The organism is Kitasatospora sp. NPDC056273, assembly GCF_042268845.1.
Lineage (GTDB): Bacteria > Actinomycetota > Actinomycetes > Streptomycetales > Streptomycetaceae > Kitasatospora.
Map to the genome: position 1 here is coordinate 138,138 of NZ_JBHJSJ010000009.1, position 17,336 is coordinate 155,473.

General features: G+C 73.0%; 22 protein-coding genes. 13 read left to right on the forward strand and 9 right to left on the reverse strand.

Going from position 1 to position 17,336, the window contains the following annotated elements; translation table 11 throughout:
- Positions 1 to 19: 19 nt before the first annotated feature.
- A complete protein-coding gene (locus ACFCY1_RS11375) occupies positions 20 to 226 on the reverse strand; it encodes a cold-shock protein (RefSeq protein ID WP_375874360.1) in 207 nt (68 codons plus the stop codon).
- 423 nt (positions 227 to 649) lie between these two features.
- Here ACFCY1_RS11375 and ACFCY1_RS11380 point away from each other — a divergent pair, with 423 nt between their 5' ends.
- The 5 genes from ACFCY1_RS11380 to ACFCY1_RS11400 all read left to right on the forward strand — a co-directional run bounded on the left by ACFCY1_RS11380 (position 650) and on the right by ACFCY1_RS11400 (position 4,950).
- On the forward strand, positions 650 to 1,150 hold the full coding sequence (locus ACFCY1_RS11380) for a peptidylprolyl isomerase (RefSeq protein ID WP_375874295.1): 501 nt from the start codon (positions 650 to 652) through the stop codon (positions 1,148 to 1,150).
- 245 nt (positions 1,151 to 1,395) lie between these two features.
- Positions 1,396 to 1,983, forward strand: a complete 588-nt coding sequence (locus ACFCY1_RS11385) for a GNAT family N-acetyltransferase (protein WP_375874361.1) — start codon at positions 1,396 to 1,398, stop codon at positions 1,981 to 1,983.
- A 130-nt stretch (positions 1,984 to 2,113) separates the two neighbouring features.
- Complete coding sequence (locus ACFCY1_RS11390) at positions 2,114 to 2,854, forward strand: DUF6193 family natural product biosynthesis protein (RefSeq protein ID WP_375874296.1); 741 nt, start codon at positions 2,114 to 2,116, stop codon at positions 2,852 to 2,854.
- 271 nt (positions 2,855 to 3,125) lie between these two features.
- Complete coding sequence (locus tag ACFCY1_RS11395) at positions 3,126 to 3,614, forward strand: hypothetical protein (protein WP_079271797.1); 489 nt, start codon at positions 3,126 to 3,128, stop codon at positions 3,612 to 3,614.
- A 226-nt stretch (positions 3,615 to 3,840) separates the two neighbouring features.
- Positions 3,841 to 4,950, forward strand: a complete 1,110-nt coding sequence (locus tag ACFCY1_RS11400) for a hypothetical protein (protein WP_375874297.1) — start codon at positions 3,841 to 3,843, stop codon at positions 4,948 to 4,950.
- A gap of 237 nt (positions 4,951 to 5,187) precedes the next feature.
- On the opposite strand, the gene ACFCY1_RS11405 is transcribed toward ACFCY1_RS11400, so the two are convergent.
- From ACFCY1_RS11405 to ACFCY1_RS11415, 3 genes are all read right to left on the reverse strand, one after another.
- Positions 5,188 to 5,628 carry a GNAT family N-acetyltransferase gene (locus ACFCY1_RS11405; RefSeq protein ID WP_375874298.1) on the reverse strand — a complete coding sequence of 147 codons (441 nt, stop codon included), beginning with the start codon at positions 5,626 to 5,628 and terminating at the stop codon, positions 5,188 to 5,190.
- A 17-nt stretch (positions 5,629 to 5,645) separates the two neighbouring features.
- The gene (locus ACFCY1_RS11410; protein WP_375874299.1) at positions 5,646 to 6,032 is read right to left on the reverse strand and encodes a nuclear transport factor 2 family protein; all 387 of its coding nucleotides are present in this window, start codon (positions 6,030 to 6,032) and stop codon (positions 5,646 to 5,648) included.
- A gap of 127 nt (positions 6,033 to 6,159) precedes the next feature.
- Positions 6,160 to 6,768 (reverse strand): peptidase inhibitor family I36 protein, encoded by a 609-nt coding sequence (locus ACFCY1_RS11415; RefSeq protein ID WP_375874300.1) that lies wholly within the window; start codon positions 6,766 to 6,768, stop codon positions 6,160 to 6,162.
- A gap of 309 nt (positions 6,769 to 7,077) precedes the next feature.
- Here ACFCY1_RS11415 and ACFCY1_RS11420 point away from each other — a divergent pair, with 309 nt between their 5' ends.
- Together ACFCY1_RS11420 and ACFCY1_RS11425 are read left to right on the forward strand one after the other, a co-directional pair.
- A complete protein-coding gene (locus tag ACFCY1_RS11420; protein ID WP_375874301.1) occupies positions 7,078 to 7,860 on the forward strand; it encodes an alpha/beta hydrolase in 783 nt (260 codons plus the stop codon).
- A gap of 173 nt (positions 7,861 to 8,033) precedes the next feature.
- Positions 8,034 to 8,612 (forward strand): ketosteroid isomerase family protein, encoded by a 579-nt coding sequence (locus ACFCY1_RS11425; RefSeq protein WP_375874302.1) that lies wholly within the window; start codon positions 8,034 to 8,036, stop codon positions 8,610 to 8,612.
- A 56-nt stretch (positions 8,613 to 8,668) separates the two neighbouring features.
- On the opposite strand, the gene ACFCY1_RS11430 is transcribed toward ACFCY1_RS11425, so the two are convergent.
- Positions 8,669 to 9,160: an NUDIX hydrolase gene (locus tag ACFCY1_RS11430; RefSeq protein ID WP_375874303.1), complete on the reverse strand. Its 492-nt coding sequence runs from the start codon at positions 9,158 to 9,160 to the stop codon at positions 8,669 to 8,671.
- Positions 9,161 to 9,382: 222 nt separating this feature from the next.
- Positions 9,383 to 9,979 (reverse strand): DUF5919 domain-containing protein, encoded by a 597-nt coding sequence (locus tag ACFCY1_RS11435; protein WP_375874304.1) that lies wholly within the window; start codon positions 9,977 to 9,979, stop codon positions 9,383 to 9,385.
- Between the two features lie 628 nt (positions 9,980 to 10,607).
- Here ACFCY1_RS11435 and ACFCY1_RS11440 point away from each other — a divergent pair.
- Together ACFCY1_RS11440 and ACFCY1_RS11445 are read left to right on the forward strand one after the other, a co-directional pair.
- Positions 10,608 to 10,961 (forward strand): VOC family protein, encoded by a 354-nt coding sequence (locus tag ACFCY1_RS11440; RefSeq protein WP_375874305.1) that lies wholly within the window; start codon positions 10,608 to 10,610, stop codon positions 10,959 to 10,961.
- 104 nt (positions 10,962 to 11,065) lie between these two features.
- A complete protein-coding gene (locus ACFCY1_RS11445) occupies positions 11,066 to 11,530 on the forward strand; it encodes a hypothetical protein (RefSeq protein WP_375874306.1) in 465 nt (154 codons plus the stop codon).
- Between the two features lie 79 nt (positions 11,531 to 11,609).
- On the opposite strand, the gene ACFCY1_RS11450 is transcribed toward ACFCY1_RS11445, so the two are convergent.
- Positions 11,610 to 11,996, reverse strand: coding sequence for a fucose-binding lectin II (locus ACFCY1_RS11450; protein WP_375874307.1), 387 nt, complete (start codon positions 11,994 to 11,996; stop codon positions 11,610 to 11,612).
- A 224-nt stretch (positions 11,997 to 12,220) separates the two neighbouring features.
- Between ACFCY1_RS11450 and ACFCY1_RS11455 the strand changes: the two genes are divergently transcribed.
- Together ACFCY1_RS11455 and ACFCY1_RS11460 are read left to right on the forward strand one after the other, a co-directional pair.
- The gene (locus ACFCY1_RS11455; RefSeq protein ID WP_375874308.1) at positions 12,221 to 12,841 is read left to right on the forward strand and encodes a DUF2306 domain-containing protein; all 621 of its coding nucleotides are present in this window, start codon (positions 12,221 to 12,223) and stop codon (positions 12,839 to 12,841) included.
- A 705-nt stretch (positions 12,842 to 13,546) separates the two neighbouring features.
- Positions 13,547 to 14,002 carry a hypothetical protein gene (locus ACFCY1_RS11460; protein WP_143204473.1) on the forward strand — a complete coding sequence of 152 codons (456 nt, stop codon included), beginning with the start codon at positions 13,547 to 13,549 and terminating at the stop codon, positions 14,000 to 14,002.
- A gap of 90 nt (positions 14,003 to 14,092) precedes the next feature.
- Here the strand turns inward: ACFCY1_RS11460 and sigJ are convergent, their stop codons facing one another.
- Positions 14,093 to 15,034, reverse strand: coding sequence for an RNA polymerase sigma factor SigJ (sigJ, locus tag ACFCY1_RS11465; protein ID WP_375874309.1), 942 nt, complete (start codon positions 15,032 to 15,034; stop codon positions 14,093 to 14,095).
- Between the two features lie 176 nt (positions 15,035 to 15,210).
- Here sigJ and ACFCY1_RS11470 point away from each other — a divergent pair, with 176 nt between their 5' ends.
- On the forward strand, positions 15,211 to 15,687 hold the full coding sequence (locus tag ACFCY1_RS11470; RefSeq protein ID WP_117485235.1) for a carboxymuconolactone decarboxylase family protein: 477 nt from the start codon (positions 15,211 to 15,213) through the stop codon (positions 15,685 to 15,687).
- 195 nt (positions 15,688 to 15,882) lie between these two features.
- Positions 15,883 to 16,401 (forward strand): histidine phosphatase family protein, encoded by a 519-nt coding sequence (locus ACFCY1_RS11475; RefSeq protein WP_375874310.1) that lies wholly within the window; start codon positions 15,883 to 15,885, stop codon positions 16,399 to 16,401.
- Between the two features lie 95 nt (positions 16,402 to 16,496).
- Here the strand turns inward: ACFCY1_RS11475 and ACFCY1_RS11480 are convergent, their stop codons facing one another.
- The gene (locus tag ACFCY1_RS11480; protein ID WP_375874311.1) at positions 16,497 to 17,282 is read right to left on the reverse strand and encodes a hypothetical protein; all 786 of its coding nucleotides are present in this window, start codon (positions 17,280 to 17,282) and stop codon (positions 16,497 to 16,499) included.
- Positions 17,283 to 17,336 lie beyond the last annotated feature (54 nt).

The window sequence follows — 17,336 nt, forward strand, 5'->3', positions numbered from 1 at the left end:
GGTGTGGCGGGTTTCCTGCTCAGAGCGGGATGACGTTCACGGCCTGTGGCCCCTTGGGCCCCTGCTCCACCTGGTACTCCACCCGCTCGCCCTCCGTCAGGCTCCGGAACCCGCCCCCGATGATGCTCGAGTAGTGGACGAAGAGGTCCGGGCCGGGGATGTCCGGCGTGATGAAGCCGAACCCCTTCTCGGCGTTGAACCACTTCACGGTGCCGAAGTTGACCAGGGCCCGGTGGCCCTCCGCCGCCACCGGCCCGGGCGCCGCCCGGTTCGCGCTCGCCTGCGCGGGGGTCGCCTGCGTCGGGGTCGCCCGCGTCGGGGTCGCCTGTGCCGGGGCTGCCTGTGCCGGGGCGCAGAGTGCGATCAGGGCCGCGAGGGCGAGGAGCGGCACGCACACCACGGCCGTCACGCGGCCGCGGACAAGGGAGAGAGGGGACATCGCGCACTTCCTGACGGGACGTAGTCGATCGCCCACTCACAGTGCGGGCGGGGGCCGTTCTCCCGCAAGCCCCCGGAGTGGGAAGTCGGCCCGGCCGACTTCCCGCGTCCCGGCGCCACGACGGGAACCTCAGCAGCCCCGGCCGCCCCTCCTGCCACAATGCGCGGTGAGCGTTCTCGTAGCCGCCACCATGCAGACAGTGAGGTCATCATGTCGAAGGTCAAACTGAGTACCAACCACGGCGACATCGTCCTGCGCCTCGACGCGGAGAAGGCCCCGGCGACGGTGGAGAACTTCCTCCGGTACGTCACGGACGGCTTCTACGACGGGACGGTCTTCCACCGGGTCATCGACAACTTCATGGTCCAGGGCGGCGGGATGGAGCCCGGACTGAAGCGGAAGGAGACCCGCGCGCCCATCGAGAACGAGGCCGACAACGGCCTGAAGAACGTCAAGTACTCGGTGGCGATGGCCCGCACGGGGGACCCGCACTCGGCCACCGCCCAGTTCTTCATCAACGTCGCCGACAACGACTTCCTCAACCACAGCGGCAAGAACCCCCAGGGCTGGGGCTACGCCGTCTTCGGCGAGGTGGTCGAGGGCCAGGAGGTCGTGGACGCCATCAGGGCCGTCGCCACGTGCTCCAGGGCCGGCCACCAGGACGTCCCCAAGGAGGACGTGGTCCTGGTGAAGGCCGAGGTCGTCGAGTAGGGCGGACGAGCGGGCGGGGAGCGGTCGGGAGTGGGAAGTCGGCCCGGCCGACTTCCCACTCCGCGCGGCGCGCCGGAGCAGGGCCGGGAAAGCCCGGAGGCCGGAACGCGGAAATCCGGATGACCGCGGCCGCCACCGCCCCCGACAATGGCGCATGCTGACCGACCACTGGCCGCTGCTGGGCCTGCGCCTGCGCACCCCCCCGCCTCGAACTGCGCCTGCCCGCCGACGACGAACTCGCCGCCCTGGCCGACCTCGCCGCCCAAGGCGTCCACGAACCGGACCGGATGCCCTTCATCGTCCCGTGGACCGACCTCCCCCCGGCCCAGCGCGCCCGCTCCGTGGTCCAGTACCACTGGCTGCGCCTGGGCAACTGGTCCCCGGACGACTGGGCGCTGAATCTGGCCGTCTTCGAGAACGGCCGGGTCGTCGGCCTGCAGACCGTCGCCGCCCGCGACTTCGCCGTCCTGCGGCAGGCCTCCACCGGCTCCTGGCTCGGCGCGCGGCACCAGCGGCAGGGCATCGGCACCGAGATGCGCGCCGCCGTCCTGCACCTGGCCTTCGCGGGCCTGGGCGCGACGGAGGCGGTGTCGGGCGCCTTCGAGGACAACCCCTCCTCGTACGCCGTGTCGCGCAAGCACGGCTACGAACCCGACGGCGTCGACCGCCACCTGGTCCGCGGGCGCGGCGTGACGGAGCGGCGGCTGAGGCTCACCCGGGAGCGCTGGCAGGCGCGGCGCGAGGTCCCCGTCACCGTCGACGGACTGGCGCCCTGCCTGCCGCTGTTCGGCCTGCCGGGCGACCGCGGCGAGGGCATTTCAGACCCCGCGTGAGTGGGGCCTTTGGGGCGGTACGGTCAGGCGATGTACACGCTGCCGCCGAACCGCACGACCACCTGCGGCTGTCCGTTCACTCGTTCGTGATCACCGGAAAGCGGCGCCGAGGCCTGGCAGACTCGACCGCATGCCCGAACAGACCCCCGTCCCGGCAGCGGACGAGGACGACGCCCTGCGCCCCTACGCGGCCCACTACCCCGACGTGGCGCGGGCCGGGTCGCTGCTGAACGCCCTTCGGGCACAAGCCGATCGGGCGGGGCTCCGGCTCGGGGGCGAGCCGGCCGTCGAGCCGGGCCGGCGCCGGACGGCGGCGCGGGTGACCACCGGGGACCGGTCGACACGGGTCGGGATGACGGCGAGGGAGCGCAGCTTCGACGTCGGCTGCTGGGCGGGCGGAGTCCACCTGGCCACCGGCAGCACCGGCGACCTCGCCGAGGCCGCCGGGGCGGTGGCCACCTGGCAGGCGGGGGCCCGCCTCGCCGAACTCCTCGCGCGGTGGCCCTTCCTACGGACCTGGGAACTGGCCGAGGCCCACGAACGGGGCGACGCCGTGCCGGTCCGATGGCGCCGACTGCGCGAGTCCGCCACGCACGAGCGCCGGCACGAAACCGGCCTGCGGGAACTCGTCGAGGCGGCCCACGCGCAGCCACGCCTGCGGGCCCTGTCGCCGGGCCGGAGCATGTACTGGCTCACCTTCAGCCGCCGGGCGGCGCCGCCGATCTCCTACGACCTGCCGAGGGTCGCGCCACTCGGCGACGGCCGCTACCGGGTGCGGTTCGACGACGGGCGGCTGCAGGACGTCGACGGCGCGGAGGCGGCCGTCGCGGCGGTCGTCGACGCCCTGCCCGACGACGCCGTGCCCTCCTGAGCCGACGACCGCTGCGAGTTCCTGGCCGCACGCGAGCGCCGTCGTCAACTACCGGGCCGGGCCGGGCCGGGCCGCCCCGCGTGCTGCGGCCAAGCGGGCGCGCGGCCTCCCGGGTGCGCGAACACCATGCGCGTCGACAAACGATGAACCGCACATGTCACGGCGTTCACCGCGCCGTCCACCGTTCGTTGACCGGCCGGCCGGATCGTTCACCACGGCGCGGAACACAGCCCGCGCAACCCACCCACGACCCACGGAATCGAGGGAGACCATGCGTATCTCCGCACGTACCGCCGCGCTGGCCGCGGTGACCGCCATCGGGCTCGGCACCATCGCCACCGGCACCGCCCAGGCCGCCCCGGCCCCCGCCCAGGCCGCCCTCTCGGCCGCCCGCAGCACCACGGTCCACCTGCACAACGGCACCGGCTGCACGCTCAACCGCACCGACTACTCGCTGTCCCACGGCATCTGGACCCAGGGCCAGGAGCCGCCGCAGTGGCTGGGCAACACCGGGGACGCCGTCTTCCAGTCGGAGAGCAACGGCTTCATGACCGGCACCGAGGGCTCGGTGACGTTCCAGGCGTCCAACTGCGAGGAGGGCTGGCGCAACGGCGCAACCGTCAGGCTGCACTGGAACAACCCCTACACCGGCTCCAACGGCTACGACGACAACGGCACCACCCAGGGCATGTTCCGCACGACCCGCGACAGCGGCTCCGGCAACAACGCCGACGTCTACTGGGGCGCCTGGAAGGCCTGACCCGGCCCCCGGGCACCGCCGATCGCACCGCTGCGCCGCCCACCCGGCGCAGGCGCGCGAAGGACGGTGCCCCGTGGCTCGATGCCGAACGGCCCGGACAGCCCGGGCCGTTCGGCACCCGGAGCGGCCGGGCCGCTCCCGGTGCCGAACGGGGCCGCTCCGGAAACCCGCTTGGCCGGCCGCCCCTGAGCTGCGAGGATGCCTCCGTTTCCCAGACGGAGGACAGTTGTTCGTTTTTGTGTGCGCGGGGTGCGGGGCCGAGCTGACCACCGCACTGTTCCAGGTCGCCCTGCCCGTCCACGCCCACCAGAAGTACGGAAACGGGCTCCAACTCCCCGTGCTGATGGAACCCGGCACGTTCGCCGTGGACCCGGAGCCCTGGGGGCCGCTTTGGCGGCGGTGGGAGGAGGTCCGTCCCGACGAGGCGGCCGCCCGCGGCATCCACGCGCCGGTCCCCGCCCTGTCCGACGGCCCGCCCGGCGCGGTCGTCATCGCCCCGGGGGACGCGCGCAACACCCTGCTGATCCCGGAGGGGCGCGGCGGCTCCTGCTGCGGCCTCGACGGTGCCGACGGCCCCAACACGGCCTGTGCGGCCTGCGGTCGGCCGGTGGCGAGCCGGGTCGACGACTGCTCGCTCTGGCAGGCGGTGTGGCTCGCGCCGGACGCCGTGCGTCGCCTCCCCGTCGACGGAGAGCCCGTCGCGCCGCTGTCCTGGACGGAGGCGGTGGCGGAGGGGAAGGGCACGCCCCCGTTCGAGCCGATCGCCACGTGGGGCGGCCCGCGGCTGGGGTCGGGCCACTTCTGGTCGTGGAGCCCGCAGTGGGAGGCCGCGGCCGGCCGGGCCCTCGCCCACCTGCTGGCGGCCTCGGAACGCCGTCCGGTGACCGTCCCGCACGGCCCGGCCGCGGACGTGTTCCAACGGGCCCTCGACGCCCTGCTGCCCGCGGGCCCGTCGCCGCGCCGCGCCGTCCTGGCCGGACCGGGAATGCCCGCCCCCGACAGCGGGGCCGACATCCTCCTCGTCCCGACCCACCCCCGGACGGGAGAAGCCTGGGCCCCGCCCGCTCAGGCCTCCCACGCGTACCCGGTGCCGCTGCCGGTCGGGGTGTGGCGGTGGCTGGCCTTCCCCGAGCCGCACCTGCCCGTCCCCGCGTCGGGCGGCATGCCCGACGGCGTCCTGCGCGACGACCCGCCCGCTCCGCGCGCCCGTTACCCCTTCCGGGCCGACGAGGGCGTGTTCCGGCACACCCTGGCCCGGCTGCCTGCCGTCCGCAGCCCGTGGCTGCGGGAGATCCTGGAGAACCTCACCCAGTACGTGCGCGCGGGCCTCTTCTGATGTAGGCCCCGGGCCCGAACGGACCCTCGTGTCGATGAGCGCGAGGGTCCGTCATCCCACTCCGGGCCCGCGGCGAGGCTGCCTGCTGCCCACCGGTGTCCGACGGAACACCCCGCCCCGTGCTCGGAACAACGAGCGGGGCACGCTACTGCCGTCCCGCCCGGAGTGACGTGCCGTCACCACGCCACGGGAGGCGCAGGAAGTCGACCCGGCCGACGTCCTACTCCAGAGCGCCGTTCAGCGGCGCGCGCGTTCGTGGTGGACGAGGCCGGCGCCCGTGCAGGTGGGGGTGAATCCGGCCTTGGCGAGGACCCGGCCGGAGGCGGGGTTGGCCTCCCGGTGGACGGCGAGCACCCGGGCGGGCAGGCCGTCGCCGGTGAGGAACTGCCGTACGGCGGCGGTGGCGTGGCCGCTGCCCCGGGCGTCCTCGCGCACGACGTAGCTGAGCCGGCCGGTGCCGCGGCCGGGGTCGAGCCGGAGCCGGACGACGCCGAGCAGGTCCCCGCCCACCTCGATGCCGCGAACGAGGAGCCCGGGGTCCGTGGCGGCCTCGCGGACGTAGGCGAGGGCCTGGACGCCGGTCATCGCGCCGAACCACACATCCGTGGCGGACCCGTCGGCGTGGATGCGGCGAACCGACTCGGCGTCGCCGTCGGCCAGTTCACGCAGCCGCAGCACCGGAGCGGGCCGCCGTATCAGGCGAAGACGAGGCGGAAGACCTGGTTGTAGATGAAGAAGCCGCCCGGCTGGCCGGGGATCGGCTGCAGGTTGAAGGTCTCGGTGAACTGCATCGGCTTGTCGAAGGCGTTGTCGACGGCGAGGTTGCCGGTCACCAGGACCAGGACGCCGCCGCCCGGGGCGGGCTGGGCGTCGGAGGAGGCGATCTGGTGCTTGACGATGGCGAGTTCGGGCTTGTTGATCGTCTCGATGATGCCCGACTGCCCCTGGACCTGCTTGCCCTCCCAGGTGAGCATCGACTCGGGGCGGTAGAGGCTCGCCAGGTTGTTGCGGGTGGCGCTGCCGCCGTCGAAGGTCGTGTAGTAGTGCTGGGTGAACGAGTTCGCGATGCTGGTGAAGTCCATGGGCCGGAACGTAGCAACGCGATCGTGCCGAGCACCCGCAGTGGACCGTTCTTGTCGTGCTCCGGTCGCCTGTGTGGTAGCGAGTGGGAAGTCGGCGTGGCCGACTTCCCACTCCGGCGCGGCCGTTCTAGCAGGGGCTGAGCCAGTAGACCCAGCCCCAGGGGGCCGCGCGGTCCTCGCTGTAGCCGCCGGGCGAGGTCCAGCCGACGTTGCCGTCGGCGCCGTAGAACCTGGCGTACAGCGTGGACCGCTGGTTGTTGATCCACGATCCGGTCCCGGTCCAGTAGATGCGGACCGGGTAGTTGCAGGTGAACAGGCGCAGTTCCTCGCCCGTGAAGTTCGTGCCGCTGTACGCGCACACGTAGGTGTACGGGCAGCCCGAGGACAGGGCGGGGGAGTCACCCTTGGCGGCGAGGTCGCGGGCCCGCTCCTCCCCGGGCAGCGGGAGCAGCAGCTCGCCGCCGGGCAGGGCGATCTTGTTGACGGCCACCTGGCTCGCCCCGGGGGTCTTGGCGAGGTAGTCGTCGACCCGGTCCTGCAGGCTCCTGGCCTGGGCACCGCTCAGCCCCAGGTCCCGGGCCTGCGCCGAGAAGCCGGCCTGGCCGGCGCCCGAGCCACCCGCGCCGGTGGCGGCGGACGCGGCCGGGGCGACGCACACCGCCAGGGCGGCCGCGACGGCGAAGGGCACCGCGAGCAGACGCTTCTTCATGGTTCCCGCTTTCAGGCGTTTCAGCATGAAACCTCCTTGTAGGGGTCCTTCGGAAGCCCATCCTGTCCGGGCGCGGAAGCGGGGGTCTTGTAGGAATGCGTACGGCCGCTTGGCACCGGGGCGCGTGGAGTCGTGGTCACGTGGCCGGGAAAAAGGGTTGGACGGGACGAGGCCCGGGCTTGTAGCTTGCAGTCGACCGTGACACCGCCCGAGGAGGTGAGACCCATGACCGCAGTACCGATATGGGTGCTCCCCTTGGGGTTCACGGCCGGCGACTGACGCAGGGTGTCGCCGGGAGCGCCGCGATGAGCAGGCAACTCCCGAAAGGCCACACCGATGCACTCTTCCCAGCCCCTTCACTTCACCGCAGAGTCCACGGCGGAGGGCATGACCGAACGCGACTTCACCGTGGGCGGCGTCCCCGGCGTGCTCTGGTCCCCCGCCTCCCCGGCCTCCGGCACCGGTCACGCGCCCCTGGTCCTGATGGGCCACGGCGGCGGCGCCCACAAGAAGCACCCCTCCATGGCGGGCCGGGCGCGGCTCCTGGCGGCCGGCCGCGGCTTCCACGTCGCCGTCCTCGACGCACCCGGTCACGGCGACCGGCCGCGCAGCGCGCAGGACGAGGCGGACATCGCCGAACTGCGCGCGGCGCAGGCGGCAGGCGAGCCGGAGGGCCCGGTCGTCGTCCGCTACAACGCCCGCTTGGCCGAGCTCGCCGTACCCGAGTGGCAGGCGGCCCTGGACGCCCTCCAGGAGCTGCCGGAGATCGGCGCCGACGGGCCGGTGGGCTACTTCGGCATCGCCATGGGCACCGCGCTCGGCGTGCCGCTGGTGGCGGCCGAGCCCAGGATCACGGCCGCGGTCTTCGGACTGATGTGGCCCGACGCCCTGGTCGAGCAGGCGCGGCGGATCACCGTCCCGATCGAGTTCGCCATGCAGTGGGACGACGAGCGCATCCCGCGCGAGGCCGCCCTCGCACTGTTCGACGCCTTCGCCTCGACGGAGAAGACACTGCACGCCAACGCGGGCAAGCACTTCGACTTCCCCAGGTCCGAGGCCGACAGCGCGGCCCGCTTCCTCACCCGGCACCTCGCCCGGACGGCCACCTCGCCGGCGTGACGTGTGCGGTCGCGGTGCCCGGCGCGCCGGCCGGGCGCCGCGACCCCCGGCAGCATCACCCCGACGAACGGCTCGGACGCTCCCGGGGCGGTCCGACCTCCGAGAGCCAGCAAACAGTGCCGGAACAGCCGAAACCGCACTCTGACGACGACCTCCCTGTGAGCTCACCCGCCATGAGGGCTACTACGCCCACTTCGACGAGGGCGGCGAGTCCCGCGCAGGCGTGGCGGGGGTTCTACGCGGAGGACGCGCTGCTCACCTTCGATGGCCAGCAGGTCCAGGGACGACAGGCCATCGAGGCGAAGCTTCGGGACCTGAGCAACGTCGACAGCCAGCGGCTGTCCGACGGGGGCGTGCTCACCGTTGTCGTCGGCAAGCTCGGATTCGACGACTCGGCCGTCGACTTCACCGAGACCTTCGTACAGACGCTCACCGGCAACCACCTCTCCCTCAGCCACCACGTCTTCCGGCTGGCTTTCTCGCCCGCCTGGCGGAGGTGGCTCTGGAGCCGAGCCGCACCTGGGCGCGGACGGCCGTTGCCGCCCGCTGCCCCCGGCTGTCACGCCGCGACTGCGGGCGGACCGCCCGCAGTTGGAGCCCGTGGGGGAGAAGACCCGCCTCCCGCGAATCGAACCGGGGCCCGGCCCCGGACAGGAGCGGGGGAGGGCCCGGCCGGAGGGGTCCTTGGAGTCGCGCACGGACATGAGGCCGGGGACGCCGTCGGCGACCGGCCTGCCGAGAGGGGCCCGTAAGGGCGCGCGGGCTCTGGCCATGGACGGCGGAGCGGGAAGTCGGCGGGGCCGACTTCTCACGCGAGGCGTTCGGGGGCGGCGGTGAGGCGCCGGCCGTCGTGGGAGCGGACGCGGGCGGGGCCGGGGTGCAGGGCATCGAGGACGCGGACGGCGTAGACCTCGGCCATGCGGTCGGCGACCTCGTCGGGGGCCAGCCAGGCGATGGCGGTGGACTCGGAGGAGAGCCGTTCGGCGCCGCCGGTGGGGTGGCAGCGGAAGACCAGGGCGACGACGCCACGGGCCATGTTCTTGTAGATGCCCGTGAGTTGGTCGACGGCGACCTCGATGCCGGTCTCTTCGCGGATCTCGCGGCACAGGCCGTCCTCGACGGTCTCGGCGAGTTCGAGGACGCCGCCCGGCGGCTCCCAGGCGCCGTTGTCGGCCCGCCGGATCGCCAGCACGCGCCCGTCCTCGCGGACGACCACTCCCGCGACGGACACGGAGTGGAGCGCTGCGGGGGAGGGATCGGCGGCGCCGTCCCCGCAGCCGTTCCGGCCGCCGCTGTTCATGATGGTGCCCTCCTGGTTGAGCGGTGGAGCAGGAAGTCGGCGGGGCCGACTTCCTATGCGCAGGCCGGGACGGCGGCGCGAGGGAAGCCGATCGGGCACGGCCGTCCGGCAGTTCGGTGGGCGATGCGCCGTACCGACCGAGGATTTCGTCGTGAACGAGCACTGCCGGCTGGCGCCGATTCGCCGGTGCGGATGGAGCAGGAAGTCGGCGGGGCCGACTTCCTAGGCGCGGGCCGGGTCGGTGGGGATGGTGTTGCCCCGGGACCAGAGTTCCTCGATGTGCTCGGCGAAGCGGTCGAACATGCCGTTCTCCTCGCTGCGCCGCAGGTGCATCAGCGGGGAGTCGTGGCCGACGGTGCGGGCCAGGTGCGGGGTGACCAGGGCGTGTTCGTCGAAGCGGAAGACGGACAGGCCGATGTGGTTCGGGCCGTCCTCCGGGGAGCTGAAGCGGGCCTCGACGCCCGGGGTGCCGGAGAGCTTGGCCAGGTGCTCCAGCGTGACCCGGATCCGGGTGGACACGGTGAGGGCCACGTCCTCGATCTGCTCGCGCCGGCGCGTCGTCCCGGACTCGGGATCGCCGAGGAGGAAGCGGATGCGGCAGCCGCTCTCGGCCTTGCGCCGCAGGGTCTGGAGGAGGGCGGGCTGCTCCAGCCAGACGAAGTAGTTGGTGTACCCGGCGAGGAAGACCTCGGACCGCGCCTCGGCGATCAGCTGCGCCCAGACCGACTGAGGGCAGGCCGACCGGTGCGGATAGACGGCGAACACCTCCCGGTCGTGCCCGGTCTTGACGTTCGCCCGGACGCTGTTTGGCCAGATCACTCGTTCATCAACCCCTAAAGCCGCGCAGACATCGGTACGGTTCCGCTGATGCGGCACCAGCGCCGCATCGGAGAGCCAGCGTTCCACTGTCCCAGGCGTAAGAAGCCGTTGGCGGGTCTCCTGGAGGAGCGGGAGCCGGCCGCGCGCGAGCGCGTGGAGGGGCTTCGGGAGGCGGCGGACCGGGTACTCGCCGAGCTCGCCGAAGCGGAGACGGCCCGGACAGGCAGGTGAAGCCGGCCCGGAAGCCGGTGATTCCTCCGGGCCGATGCCCGCGACGAACGGTCCCGCAGGAGTCTTCCTACCGAGGGCTCGCGCGATCGGGCTCGATCGTCCGGGTGTGGCGTCCCGCGCTTTCCACGGACGCGCTCGCTCCCCACCGCCAGCGCGTCCTCGCCACGCTCACCGGGCAAGCATCCGGCGGGAAGCCGGTGATGTCCTGTCAGAAGATCAACTTCCGTACTCGGGCTGGAGCAGGGTCCGGCTAGTGTGGAGGGACTTCGATCGAGGATGAAGCGGCCGGCCGACCGGGGGTGGGCCGACGAGCCCACCCCGGGACGGTTCACGCTCGCCGCCGCTTCACCCGGTTGTGGGCGCCTCCTTGGGGGTGATCGGGGTGGCGGCCGACGGCATGGAACGAGTGCTCGGCATCGGCGGATACTTCCTGCGGGCCGCTGACCCGGCGGCGCTGGGCGCCTGGTACCGCGACTGCCTGGGGCTGGACGCCGATGAGCACGGCCTGTGGCAGCAGGAAGCCGGGCCGACGGTGTTCGCGACGTTCGAGTCCGGGACCGACTACTTCGGGCCCCGCGACCAGCAGACCATGCTCAACTTCCGCGTCCGCGACCTGGAGGCGATGCTCGCCCAGCTGCGCGCCAAGGGGGCCGACGTCGCCGAGGAGACCCAGGAGATGGACGGCGTCGGCCGGTTCGGCTGGGTCACCGACCCCGAGGGCAACCGCATCGAGCTCTGGCAGCCCGCCTGACCGCCGACGGCCGTCCCCGGACCGCCTGGCCCGTGACCCGCTGTCGGGCACGCCCGTTGAGTACGCGTCACACCATCGCGACGCAGAGAACAGGACGGGCACCCATGGCGACGTGGAACGACTTCATCTCCCTCCTCACCGAGGCCCTCGGCTCCGACAACGTCAAGAAGGGAACGGGGAAGCAGGCCAACACGGCGACCGCCACCTTCGAACAGACCCTCAAGCTCAAGGACGGCACCGAGAAGAAGCGCAGCCAGAAGCTGCACTTCGAGTACGACGGCACGAACGCGGGCTGGATCGCCGTCACCTCCTTCGTCGGCCCCGCCGAAGCCGCGGACATCCCCGACTTCCTCGCCGGCCTCGGCGAGGACTGGAAGCTGCCCGCCGCCGTCATCGTCGACGAGCAGCTCGCCCTGCGCCACCACTTCGGCCTGCCCGAGATCAACGGCGGCAAGGACGCGGAGGAGGTGAACAAGGAGTTGCTCGCCAGGGCCCTCGTGTCGTCCGTGGTCGTCGGCAGCTTCGCCGACTTCCTCGAGGCGCACTACACGGAGGAGGACGCGCGGTAGCCGCTCCCGGAACCGGACACGCCTCCGGCCCGGCGCGGGAGTCCGCGCCGGGCTGGAGGCGTGCCTGCTGCCCCTGCGGCTACTTCGGGGTGTACCAGCTGAACTCGAGGACGGTGTCGTTGTAGTCGGAGTCGTCGCCGTTCTCGGCGACGACCACCGCCAGGTTGTAGGCGCCGATCTCGTACGGGCCACCGGAGTTGAGCTTGCTCGGCCTGAAGTCTCCCTCGGCCGAGGCGAACTCGAAGACGGCGGTGAGGCCGGCCTGCCCGGTGATGGTCTCCTGGCCGATGACGGCGTTGCGGTCGCCGGAACCGCTGAACGACAGGGCCACGTTGCCGTCCTTGCTGGTGAGCTGCACCTTCTGGGCGTTGGACGAGTTGGTCTTGGCCTTGACGGCGACCTTGGCGCCGGCCGGCAGGCTGATCTCGGCGGTGTTGCCCTTGACGAAGACGTAGGCGTCGGACATGGGATTCCTTCGTTCCGGAGGGAGTTCTCGTGGTGATCAACGATCACGCTAGCCGCGCCGCGATCGATTCCAAGGAACTCCGTTCCGGAATAACACTTTCGAGGGAACGATCTTGACATCGTGCGCCAAGTGCCAACCCCCGCAAGGAAGGTGGGGTTCTCTGGGGGTTCCTCTCGGGGGCAACCCGGATGTCGGCCCGGGCCGCCAGGCCGGACACTCGGTCCATGCGCATCACACGGGCCGGTTGGGCCGTCATGACGGTGCTCGCCACCCTCATCGCCGTGGTCTCCGCCAAGTACTTCAGCTTCGACCCCGCGGGGTTCTTCGAGCAGCAGCGCGCCACCTACCTGCGCCACGAAGTCCCGCTCTACATCCACATCTTCGGCGCGATCACCGCACTCGCGGTCGGGCCCTGGCAGTTCTCCGCCCGTCTGCGCGAGCGCCGGCCCCGCCTGCACCGCCGGATCGGCGTCGTCTACCTGCTCGGCTGCCTGGTCGGCGGGGTGGGCGCGCTGCTGCTGGCGCCCGTCGCGTACGGGGGAGCGGTCGCGAGGCTCGGCTTCGTCGGCCTGGCCGTGGCCTGGCTGGTGACCGGCAACGCCGGGCTGCGGGCGATCCTCGACGGCCGGGTGGCCGACCACCGCAGCTGGATGATCCGCAGCTTCGCGCTCACCTTCGCCGCCGTCATGCTGCGCCTGATGCTGGTCGCCGCGACGGCCGCGCACCTGGACTTCCGCACCTCCTACACCGCCATCGCCTGGCTGTGCTGGGTGCCCAACCTGCTGCTCGCCTGCTGGTTCACCCGCCCCCGCCGCGCCGTCGCGGAGGTGGTGACAGGTCAGTAGGGGTGCTTGTCGGGCCTGGCCCTCCACGCGTCGTACGCGGGCTTGCCGAGTTCGGGGCAGAACTGCACCATGCGGATGCTCCGCTCCTCGATGGGCTTCTTGAAGTCGTCGTACTGGTACTCGTCGCTGAACCCGATCTCCGCGGTCTCCGCCAGGTTCCGGCTGAAAGACGGCGTCGAACCGGGACCAGTAGATGGCGCTCATGCACATCGGGCACGGCTGGCCGCTGGTGTAGATCTCGCAGCCCTTGAGCATCCGGGCCCGGAGCGGCTCCTTGTCCGACGGCTCGCTCGGGATGAGTTCCAGCGTGCTCTCCCGCTCGGCGACGGTGGGCTTCCCGGTGTCGGGCGCAGGGGAGCCGGCGGGGGCGGCGGGGGAGTCGGAGCAGGCGGCGACCAGGCGGACCCCGGCGCCGAGCGCGAGGCGGCGCGGGGCGTCGCGCCGGCCGATGACGCGGGCCGCGGCGATGAAGTGCCGGAACGTGCCGAGGTGACGGTTGTCCGTGTTTCCCCCGTGAACGGCTTCCTTGATCGAACCGGGGGATTCCGGCCCCGGCTAGCCCGGTCGGGCAGCGGTGTTCCTCCGCCCGGGTAGCCGGTACGGCGGGCCTCCGCGCCGGAGTCGGGGGTTCGGGTACGGATCGGCCTCGACGCGGGGAACGGCCCCGCGTCGACGCACCCCGATCCGCAACCCTCAGGAGCCTCCGTGGCCCGTATGAAGCCCCTCGTCCTGACCGCCCTCGCCGTCGCCGTCACCGGTGTCCTGGCCACGGGCACCGTGGCCGCCGTCGCCGACGGCAAGCCCAGCCACAAGCCCGTCGGAGAGCCCGTCGGCGAGCCGGCGGGCAAGCCCGTGGGCAAGCCCAACGTCAAGCCGACCGTCGTCGTCCCGCACGGCCCGGCCGCCGTCAGCCCCGCGCTGATGGCCGCGCACGACCAGGTCGTCGGCGACTGGATCGACGTGGCCCCCGGGGACAACGGGGTCGCCATCGTCAGCTGTCCGTCCGGGGAGGTGCCCACCGGCGGTGGCGGCCAGACCAGCGCCTTCCGGATCTTCGTCACCGACTCCTACGCGACCGACAACTCCTGGGTCGTGCGCGGCACCAACACCGGCACCGGGACCGAGTCCATCCGCGCGACCGCCGTCTGCACCGCGCTCTGACCTTCCGGCCGGCCCTCCGGCCGCACCCGTACGACGAACGGCCCGGGCCCGGGCGGTGGTTGCCAGGGCCCGGGCCGTTGCGTCGCCCGGCTACTTCGGCGCCGGCAGCAGCCCCAGGCCCGAGACCGGCCCGAGGTGGGCGAGCTTGTCGGGGTTGGACACGGCGTGGACGGACCGCACCGCGCCGTCGGCGTCGATGTCCAGCTCGATGACGCCGGCCACGCGCTGCTCCGCGTCGTACACCACCGCGCCCGGGCGGCCGTTGACCCGGGCCGGGACGAGGCGCGCGCCCAGGCGGCGGACCCGGCGCAGGCCGCCGACGAGCAGCTGGGCGACGCGGCGCGGGTCGGTGAGGGAGTGGGCCAGCGCGCGGGCCTTGCCGCCGCCGTCGCCCTGGAACACCACGTCGGGGGCGAGCATGCCGAGCAGGGCGTCCAGGTCGCCGCCCTCGGCGACCTCGAAGAAGCGGCGGGCCAGCTCCTCGCCCTCCGCGCGGCGGGCCGGGGCCGGGGTAACGGCCTCGTCCTCGTGCGCCGCGGGCGCCAGGCGCTTCCTGGCGCGGGCGAGGATCTGGCGGCAGTTCGCCTCGCTCTTCCCCACCATCTCCGCGACTTCCGGGTAGCCGTACCCGAAGGCCTCGCGCAGCGTGAACACCGCGCGCTCGACCGGCGAGAGGGCCTCCATCAGCACCAGGAACGCCATCGACAGGGTGTCCGCCAGCTCGGCGTGCTCGGCCGGGCCGGGCCGCTCGGCGGTGGTGACGACGGGCTCGGGCAGCCACTCGCCGACGTAGGCCTCGCGGCGCACCCGGGCGGAGGTGAGGTGGTTGATGCCCAGGCGGGTGACGGCCGTGGTCAGGTACGCCTTGGGGTCGGCGACCGCGGTGCCGGCCCGGTCGGCGCGGGTGAAGCCGAGGAAGGCGTCCTGGACGAGGTCCTCGGCGTCGCCGACCGAACCCGTCATCCCGTACGCGATGGAGAACAGCAGCGGACGGTATCTGGCCGCACCTTCCGCACCTGCCGTACCCGTCATGTGGACCCCCCGCCTGCCCCGCGACCGTGGCCAGCAGGCTATCCGAGGCCCGCCGGGGCCCACCGGCGGGTGGTGTGGCGCAGGTCACGGAGCCCGGGCGGCCGGGGGATGTCACAGAACGGCGGGCCGTCCTGTCTCAAGGGGCAGCAAACGGAACAGCGACCGAGGAGCACGCCATGGAACCCCGCCTCAACCCCTTCGCCAGCCCCGTCATCGGCAAGGTCCTCAAGCACCTCATCGCGGCCAACAAGCCCATCGCCGAGTCGGCCCTGCCGTACACCGTCCAGGAGTTGGTGCGGCTGCGCGCCAGCCAGATCAACGGTTGCGGCGCCTGCATCGACATGCACTTCAAGGAGGCCGTGCACGCCGGCGAGGACCCGGTGCGCCTCAACCTGGTCGCCGCCTGGCGCGAGGCCACCGTCTTCACCGAGGCCGAGCGCGCCGCGCTGGAACTCGCCGAGCAGGGCACCCGGCTCGCCGACGCGGCCGGCGGGGTGAGCGACGAGGCGTGGGCGAACGCCGCCAAGCACTACGACGAGGAGCAGCTCGCGGCGCTGGTCTGCGCGATCGCGCTGATCAACGCCTTCAACCGGGCCAACGTGATGATCCGCCAGCCCGGCGGCGGCTACGAGGTCGGCATGTACCACCACTGACCGGCGCGGCTCCGGGCCCCGCTCCTTCCCCAACCGGCCTGCCGGGTACGGCCGGTGGGGAGGCCGGGGCCCGGGCGGTGCGCCGCCCGCCCGGGGCGGCGCACCCGTCGCGTTCCACCCGACGGACCGTCAGTACGGACTGTTACGATCTTGGTCCGGGTGAACCGCCCGTTCCGGGAACCGAGGGAGACGTCCATGTCCGAGGAATCGACGCGCCGGATCGTCGTGCTGCGCCACTCCAAGGCCGAGCACCCCGACGTGGACGACCACGAGCGCCCGCTCGCCGAGCGGGGCCGGGAGGACGCGCCGGCGGCCGGACGCTGGATCGCCGGCGCCGGCATCACCCCCGACCTCGCGCTGGTCTCCACCGCCGTGCGGACCCGTGAGACCTGGAGGCTCGCGGCCGCCGAGCTCCCGGTGGTGCCGAAGACCGTCGCCGAGGAGCGCGTGTACGAGGCGAGCCTCGGGGAGCTGATCGCGCTCCTCAACGAGCAGTCCGACGAGGTGCGGGACCTGGTCCTGGTCGGCCACAACCCCGGCGTCCACGCGCTGGCCGACGCCCTGGCGGGCGAGGCCGAGGGGGACCTGCTGGCGCGGATGAACCGCTCCGGCTTCCCGACCTCGGCCATCGCGGTCCTGGAGTTCCAGGGCAGTTGGAAGGGCGTCGAGCACGGCGTCGGCCGGCTCACCGCATTCTGGGCGCCGCACGCCTGACACCCGCACAGCCAAACGCCCGAACACGGCTGGGCCGCCCGGCAGTTCACCGGGCGGCCCCGCCGCGTTCGGGCCGTCGTGCGGGGCGGCCGGGGTCAGCGGCGCGGCCCGGCGACGTGGTCGCTCAGCCGGATGACGGTGATCTCGACCTGGCCGTGCCCGTCCTCCCACCCCGCGACCGGTTCGCAGCCCTCGTCGTCCAGGCCGAAGGCCGTGGTGTCGGCGGACACGGGCATCAGGCCCGTCTCCCCGTCGGTGCAGAAGTAGCCGAGGTGGGTGCGCAGTTCGGGGTTCCCGATCACGGAAAGCTCCTCCTCCCACTCCTCCTCGGGCTCCGCCGTGAAGGGCATCAGCTCCCCGGGGGTGCGGCCGGTGGCGAAGGCCGTGCACAGGGCGTCCAGGAGGGTGCCGTCGGAGACGAGCAGGGGAGCGTAGACCTCCCAGGTACCGGCCAGGGCCGGGTCGGTGAGGTCGACGCCGTACCGTTCCAGCAGCGGGGCGAGGTCGGCGCCCCGCAGCAGTCCGGGGCTGAAGCAGGCGGCCTCGACGGCGGCGGCGAAGCCCTCGGGGAGATGCGCCCCGGCGTCGGACGGCCGGAACTCGAAGACCGAGCGGCTCGGGTCGAAGACCGGCGTCCCCTCGGCCTCGTCGAACAGGTGGAGCCGGGAGGCGAACGACTCCTCGCCGCGCAGCGCCGCCGGGCGCACCCAGGCGTGCTCGCGCCGGAAGCCGGTCTCGTACAGCAGGTTGCCGGTGACGCAGGCGGCGTAGACCGCGTCGGGGTCGTACTCCGCGAGGGGACGGCCGAGCAAGGCGGCGAAGGCGTCGGCGAGTTGGCGGTCCCAGTCGGCATCCGCGGGCGCGGTGGGGTGGTAGGTCATGGCGGCACGGTAGCGGCGCCCGCCGACAGCGGCCGGGCCGGGTCCGGGGCGCGG